This window comes from Bradyrhizobium sp. BR 10261, assembly GCF_019455395.1.
GTDB lineage: Bacteria > Pseudomonadota > Alphaproteobacteria > Rhizobiales > Xanthobacteraceae > Bradyrhizobium > Bradyrhizobium manausense.
On the sequence record NZ_JACOFQ010000039.1, the window covers coordinates 52095 to 58099 of the forward strand.

Below are 6005 nucleotides of genomic sequence, written 5' to 3' on the forward strand. Positions count from 1 at the left end.
CGGCACCGTGATCTGCGCCAGACGGGCTCCCGTGGCCGGCACCGCCGTGCCATAAGCGGGATAATGAGAACGGGAGGAACGCTAGGAACGGACGCGCATTGCGCCGACCTTTGCGAGCCTCCGCGACAGAGCCGGAAGGGTCCTGATGTCGGTCAACAGCAAGCGCGTCTTCTACGTCAAATACCTGGCCAACCCTGTTTACATCGACATCCTGAAGGCGCGGTCCGACGTACGGCTCGACCGCATCGAGAACGAGAGCCCAGAGGATTTTTACGCGCCGATCCTGAGCGCGGCGCATGTCTATCAGATCGGTGCCGCGCGCGACGAGTTGGCGCCGCACTTCCATGTCGACGCCGCCTTCCTGAAGCGCACACCAAACCTGCTCCTGGTCTCCAGCAACGGCGCGGGCTTCGACCCCGTCGATGTCGAGGCCTGCACGGATGCAGGCGTGCTGGTCGTCAACCAGTCCGGCGGTAACGCGCATTCGGTGGCCGAGCACGCGCTGGCGATGATGTTGACCCTGTCCAAGCGTATCATCCAGTCCGATCGCCGGCTGCGCCGCGAGGCCAATGTCAATCGTAACGAGCTCGTCGGCAACGAGGTCGAGCACAAGACCGTCGGCATCATCGGTCTCGGCAATGTCGGCCGCCGCATCGCCGCGCTCTGCAAGGGCCTGCTCGGCATGAAGGTGCTGGCTTACGATCCCTATCTCACCAAAGAGGTGATGGCCGAGCGGGGTGGCGAGAAGGTCGAGCTTGACGAACTGCTGCGCCGAGCCGATTTCGTTTCGATCTCCTGCCCGCTCAACAAGGGCAGCCGCAACATGATCAGCGTGCGCGAATTCGGCCTGATGCAGCCGCACGCCTATTTCATCACCACGGCACGCGGCTTCATCCACGACGAGGATGCGCTGCTCCAGGCGTTGCGCGACAAGCGCATCGCCGGTGCCGGTCTCGACGTCTGGTCCAAGGAACCGCCGCCGCCGGAGCATCCGCTGCTGCAGTTTGACAACGTGCTGGCAAGCCCGCATACGGCGGGTGTGACGATCGAAGCCCGCCGGAACATGGGCCGCATCGCAGCCGAGCAGGTGCTGGAGACGCTCGACGGCAAGCGGCCGCCGCGCATCATCAATCCGGAGGTCTGGCCCGTCTATGCCGAGCGCTTCAGGCAGGCCTTTGGCGTGACGCCGGGGTAGGGGCGAAGCGCCCTCTGCGCTGGTTACGCGGATGAAAACAGAACCCAACGGATTTTACTGATTGGGTCAGTGAACGCGTATGACTTGTCCTGTAGATCAGGGCCCATGAGCATCTTTTCGATTGCGGCGTCAGGACTTTCTGCGGCGAGTTTGCGAGCGAACGTGGCCGCCAGCAACATTGCCAATGTTCGAACGGCGGGTCCGCTGCCCGCGTCAAGCGGATCGGGCGCACCGGCCGGTGCGGGCAGTTCGGGCATTGCTCCCACGTTTCCGGCGGCCTATGTACCGCTACGCGTCGATCAGGTCGACCGATCGAGCGGCTCGACGCCTGGCGGTACGGTCGCGACCGTGTCGACGGTGTCGCCGAGCTATATCGCACAATCCGACCCGAGCGCTCCCTTCGCAAACCAGGATGGCCTGGTCGCTGCGCCTAATGTCGATCTCGCTGACCAATTCGTTCAGCTGGCGACCGCAAAATACAGCTTCGTGGCCAATGCCAAGGTCATTCAGGCCTATTCCGAGACGGAAAAGTCCCTGCTCGACATCACCGCCTGATTGCTGACGGACTGTATCGACGGGCGCATCGGTGGCGGGAACCGCCGCCTTGCCTTGATCCGCGTCAAAATCTCCCTCCCCCAACCGGCCTAAATGGGATTAGAGTGCCGGCGGCGCAGCAGGAGGTCCCATGTCAACTTATGTCGTCAGGTTCATGAAGGACGTGCTCGGGGAGTACGGCCGGCAGAGCGAAGTTTGTCAGGGTACGCTCGAGATCGACGCTATCGACGAGATCGAGGCCACGGAGCGAGCGAAGGCAAAATTCTGCAAGGACCAGGCGTTGCATCACTGGTCGCTGCATGCCGATCGCATCCAGGTCAGGCCGTCCGATTTTCCGTCGTGAGGGCTAGCGGCCCGGCGCTGTGACCGGCGGCGGAGCCGTCGTCCCCGCACCGAGCGAACGTTGCACCATGACGGTGTCGGTGCAGCGGCCGTGGCGATGGGCGACGCCGCAGTGCAGGTGAGCGCGCGCGAACCCGACGCTTCGAGGTCGCCGGCGTCGAACCCGGGTGCGACGAACGGGAAGTTGAAGCGTTTGAAATAGTCCATGGCAAGTCCCGAATGTGCGGAGCCGACAGGTCTCTGCACATTCGATGCAAGTCCTATGACAGTTGGCGGCAATCGAGCACCGTGCTCTACCGCTTCGTCTCGCCGAACACCACGGTCGGCACTGCGCGGTTGACGACCTCGCGCAACGCAAAACTCGATTGCACCCGCGCCACGCGCGGCAGTCGCGACAGCTCGGTGCGGTGGATGCGCTCGAAATCCTGGATGTCACGTGCAAGCACGATCAGGATGTAATCGTCGGTGCCTGACATCAGGAAGCAGCGCACGACGGAAGGACACTTCACCACCTCCGCCTCGAAGGCCTTCAGGGCCTCGTCGCTCTGGCTCTCAAGCGCAATGCGCACCAGCACCGTCGTGGTGAGGCCGAACTGGGCGAGGTCGAGCGCGGCCTGGTAGGCCTGGATGTAGCCGTCATCCTCCAGCGCCTTCTGCCGTCGCGCCAGCGCTGTGCTTGACAGGCCGACCTTGTTGGCGAGCTCGGTATGGCTGGCGCGCGCATTGGTCGTGAGTTCCGCGAGAATCGCGAGGTCTTTGCGGTCGAGGGCCAAGGTTTCGTTTCCGGCGTGAAAGGACACTTCCGCGACCGAAACCGGCGCGGGAAGGTCAAAGCTAGCGGATATTTGCACGAAACCAAACCGCCTGCGCCGCTACGATCTCAGGAGGAATCAAAAGGAGACCAGCAGGATGCGTGTCGGTGTACCCAAGGAAATCAAGGTCCAGGAATATCGCGTCGGGCTCACCCCGGGCGCCGTCCGCGAATATGTCGCAGCCGGGCACCAGGTGACGGTCGAGACGGGCGCTGGCAACGGCATCGGCGCGTCCGATGAGGTGTACCAGCGGGCAGGGGCCTCCATTGCGGCGAGCGCAAGCGACATCTTCGCCAAGTCCGAGATGATCGTGAAGGTGAAGGAGCCGCAGAAGGGCGAATGGGCCCAGCTCCGCGAAGGCCAGATCCTGTTCACTTATCTCCACCTTGCGCCGGATCCGGAGCAAGCCAAGGGCCTGCTCGCTTCCGGCTGCACAGCGATCGCCTATGAAACCGTCACCGACGCGGCCGGCCACCTCCCCCTGCTCGCGCCGATGAGCGAAGTCGCCGGCCGCCTCGCCATCGAGGCCGCCGGCGCCGCGCTCAAGCGGACGGCCGGCGGTCGCGGGCTGCTGCTCGGCGGCGTGCCGGGCGTGCAGCCGGCGCGCGTCGTCGTGCTTGGCGGCGGCGTGGTGGGAATGCAGGCCGCGCGGATGGCCGCAGGCCTCGGCGCCGAAGTCACCGTGATCGACCGCTCGATTCCGCGCTTGCGCGAGCTTGATGATCTCTTCACCGGACGTGTGCGCACGCGCTTCTCGACGATCGAGTCCGTCGAAGAAGAAGTATTCAGCGCCGACGTCGTGATCGGCGCGGTGCTGGTGCCGGGCGCGAGCGCTCCGAAACTCGTCACGCGCGCGATGCTGAAATCGATGCGCCCAGGCGCGGTGCTGGTCGACGTCGCGATCGACCAGGGCGGCTGCTTCGAGACCTCGCATGCGACGACGCATGCGGAGCCGACCTATGAGGTCGATGGCGTCGTGCATTATTGCGTGGCCAACATGCCGGGCGCGGTGCCGGTCACCTCAAGCCAGGCGCTCAACAATGCGACGCTGCCGTTCGGCCTGATGCTGGCGAACAAGGGCTTTGCCGCGATGCTGGAGAACCCGCATTTGCGCAACGGGCTGAACGTGCATCGCGGCCGTATCACCAACAAGGCGGTGGCGGACAGCCTCGGGCTGGAATTCGCGCCGGTGGAAAGCGGGCTCGCGGCGTAGAGCCGCGAACCTACGCCTTCGTCAACCTGTACTGTCGCATGTCCGGATCGTGCGTCATGCGCCAATAGTCCACGAAGCGCCATGGCATCGCCGAGAACACGCGGCCGCTTGCGTTGCGATAGTAAGTGCTCATGCCCGGATGGGTCCAGATCATCGCCTCGTGCTCTGCATCGACCTTGCTGACGTAATCGTCGAGCACATCCCTGCGGACATCAATCGCGGCGATGTCGTGCTCGATCATGTCGACGAGGCAAACTGAGATGTAGCGGCTCTGGCATTCCGACTGGAAGATGACGCTGCCGCCATGCGCCGGACCGGAATTGGGTCCGAGCATGCAGAAGAAGTTGGGGAAATCGGGCACGGTGAGGCCGAGAAACGCCGTCGGATTGTCGTTGGCCCAGGCCTGCCGCAAAGCCTTGCCGTCCCGGCCGCTGATGTTGAGGCGCGCGGCCATCTCGGTGACCTTGAAACCGGTGGCAACCACGATGATGTCGGCGGGGCGGTGCGTGCCGTCGGCGGTGACGACGCCGCTTTGATCGAAATGGTCGATTGCGTCGGTGACGAGCTCGACATGATCCCGCGTCAATGTCTTGAACCAGTCGTTGTCGAGCAGGATGCGCTTGCCATAGGGCGGGTAGGTCGGCACACATTTTGCGATCAGGTCGGGCCGGTCCTTCAGCTCTGACAGGATGAAGTCGGTCAGCTCCTGGCGGTGTCGATCGTTGCCCTTGTTGACGGCGCGCTCCGGATGCGGCCAGGCCGGGTCCTTGCGCAGGAACGGCAGCAGGCCATCGCCGTAGCGCCAGAACATGTTGAAGCGATACCATTGCACATAGAACGGCAGGTGCGCGAGCAGCCAGCGCGCGCCCTCGGTGATCGGATCGGCATAGCCCTTCACCGGTCGCGCCCATTGCGCGCTGCGCTGATAGACCGTGACCGAGGCGACGCGGCCGGCAATCGACGGCACCAGTTGCATCGACGTCGCGCCTGTGCCGATCACGGCGACATGCTTGCCGTCGAGCTTGATGTCGTCCGACCACAACGCCGAGTGAAGGATCGTGCCCTCGAAGCTCTCCTCGCCCTTGAATTGCGCGCGGGAGGGATCGTTGAGCTGGCCGATGGCCGCGACGAGCGCGGTGGATTCGAAGGTTTCTTCCCCATTGCACGTCTTCAGCGTCGAGATCCAGCGCCGCTTTCCTTCATCCCAGCGCGACGAGGTCAGCTCCGTTTTGACGCGCAGATGCTTGCGGATGCCGTATTCATCGGCGACTTTCAGGAGATAACCGAGCAGCTCCTCGCGCTGGCAGAAATAGCGTGTCCAGGCATTGCGCGGGCCGAACGAGTAGGAATAGGAGTGGTTCGGCGTGTCGACGCCGCAGCCGGGATAGCGGTTGATCCACCAGGTGCCGCCGAGCTCGGCGTTCTTCTCGACGATGGTGTAGGGAATGCCGAGATGGCCGAGCGCAACGGCGAGCGCGATGGCGCAGACCCCGGCGCCGACGATCAGCACGTGCTGCGCGGTGAGCTTCTCGTCCGATGGCCGCCTGGTCCATTGCGCCTCGCGCGACACAAAGCCCATCTCCTCGCGCATCAGCGGCGCATATTCCGGTGCGACGTTCTCGCCGAGGCAGGCGCGCATCATCTTGAGCAGCAGCTCTTCGCCGGGATCGGTGATGACGCGTGTTGGCGTGTCGTCGGCAAAGAGCTCGACCACGGCGGCACGTATCTCGTCCTGGATCTGTCGGGGGACGCCGGCCTCGGGATCGGGGATGAGACGGATGTCGCGCTTGGGAAGATAAGGAGGCTCTAGCCAGCGCTCGTCGCCGGTCATGTGCACCAGCACCATGAGGAGGCAGCGGATATCCCCTTCCGCAATGGCCGAGGCGAG

General features: G+C 64.2%; 6 protein-coding genes and 1 pseudogene. 4 read left to right on the top strand and 3 right to left on the bottom strand.

Annotated features, from left to right (window positions below; genetic code table 11):
- The first annotated feature begins 145 nt into the window (after window positions 1-145).
- From HYH07_RS32265 to HYH07_RS32275, 3 genes are all read left to right on the top strand, one after another.
- Window positions 146-1195, top strand: coding sequence for a hydroxyacid dehydrogenase (locus HYH07_RS32265; RefSeq protein ID WP_220006253.1), 1050 nt, complete (start codon window positions 146-148; stop codon window positions 1193-1195).
- A 105-nt stretch (window positions 1196-1300) separates the two neighbouring features.
- Window positions 1301-1750: a flagellar basal body rod protein FlgC gene (locus HYH07_RS32270; RefSeq protein ID WP_220006254.1), complete on the top strand. Its 450-nt coding sequence runs from the start codon at window positions 1301-1303 to the stop codon at window positions 1748-1750.
- Window positions 1751-1880: 130 nt separating this feature from the next.
- Window positions 1881-2093: a hypothetical protein gene (locus HYH07_RS32275; protein ID WP_057742018.1), complete on the top strand. Its 213-nt coding sequence runs from the start codon at window positions 1881-1883 to the stop codon at window positions 2091-2093.
- A 3-nt stretch (window positions 2094-2096) separates the two neighbouring features.
- Here HYH07_RS32275 and HYH07_RS36460 read toward each other — a convergent pair.
- Window positions 2097-2228: pseudogene (locus HYH07_RS36460) on the bottom strand (GNAT family N-acetyltransferase); the annotation flags it as partial.
- Window positions 2229-2385: 157 nt separating this feature from the next.
- The gene (locus tag HYH07_RS32280) at window positions 2386-2865 is read right to left on the bottom strand and encodes an Lrp/AsnC family transcriptional regulator (RefSeq protein ID WP_057759127.1); all 480 of its coding nucleotides are present in this window, start codon (window positions 2863-2865) and stop codon (window positions 2386-2388) included.
- Between the two features lie 136 nt (window positions 2866-3001).
- Here HYH07_RS32280 and ald point away from each other — a divergent pair, with 136 nt between their 5' ends.
- Window positions 3002-4117, top strand: coding sequence for an alanine dehydrogenase (gene ald / locus HYH07_RS32285; RefSeq protein ID WP_220006255.1), 1116 nt, complete (start codon window positions 3002-3004; stop codon window positions 4115-4117).
- A 10-nt stretch (window positions 4118-4127) separates the two neighbouring features.
- Here the strand turns inward: ald and HYH07_RS32290 are convergent.
- On the bottom strand, window positions 4128-6005 hold a 1878-nt coding region (locus HYH07_RS32290; protein ID WP_220006256.1), incomplete at its 5' end, for an NAD(P)/FAD-dependent oxidoreductase.

Excerpts from the sequence above, each read along its gene's own strand:
- HYH07_RS32265 (WP_220006253.1), top strand. The coding sequence starts at position 146 with ATGTCGGTCAACAGCAAGCGCGTCTTCTACGTCAAATACCTGGCCAAC.
- HYH07_RS32270 (WP_220006254.1), top strand. The coding sequence starts at position 1,301 with ATGAGCATCTTTTCGATTGCGGCGTCAGGACTTTCTGCGGCGAGTTTG.
- HYH07_RS32275 (WP_057742018.1), top strand. The coding sequence starts at position 1,881 with ATGTCAACTTATGTCGTCAGGTTCATGAAGGACGTGCTCGGGGAGTAC.
- ald (WP_220006255.1), top strand. The coding sequence starts at position 3,002 with ATGCGTGTCGGTGTACCCAAGGAAATCAAGGTCCAGGAATATCGCGTC.